Below are 353 nucleotides of genomic sequence, written 5' to 3'. Positions count from 1 at the left end.
TCTCGACAGTAAACGCAGCAAACTGAATGGCGTTCGAACCGGGCATTCAGTTTGCATTCACAAGAATTAACTCTCTTCACGGGCTGAGATGCAGCACGATCTCGCGCCGGTGCGGCCGGTCGCGATGCTCGTAGAGATAGATGCCCTGCCAGGTGCCGAGCATCAGCCGCCCATCGGCGACGGGAATGCCGATCGAGACCTGCGTCAGCGCCGCCTTGATATGCGCCGGCATGTCGTCCGGCCCCTCGGCCCTGTGCACGATCCAGCCCATCGATGGGTCGGAGGCCGGCGGCACGAGCCGACGGAAGAAGGCGAGAAGATCGGTGCGCACGTCGGGATCGGCATTTTCCTGG

At 62.6% G+C, this 353-nt stretch carries 1 protein-coding gene; it reads right to left on the bottom strand.

The annotated features are described in order from the left end of the window. Nucleotides 1–76: 76 nt before the first annotated feature. Nucleotides 77–353, bottom strand: a 277-nt coding sequence (locus EOD29_RS30830) for a secondary thiamine-phosphate synthase enzyme YjbQ (RefSeq protein ID WP_164763893.1), incomplete at its 5' end; no start/stop codon positions are given.

Origin of the sequence: Mesorhizobium sp. M1A.T.Ca.IN.004.03.1.1, assembly GCF_003997555.1 — a bacterium.
Lineage (GTDB): Bacteria > Pseudomonadota > Alphaproteobacteria > Rhizobiales > Rhizobiaceae > Mesorhizobium.
Note: the sequence above shows the minus strand (reverse complement) of the source record. Positions and strands in the feature narration are given on the sequence as shown.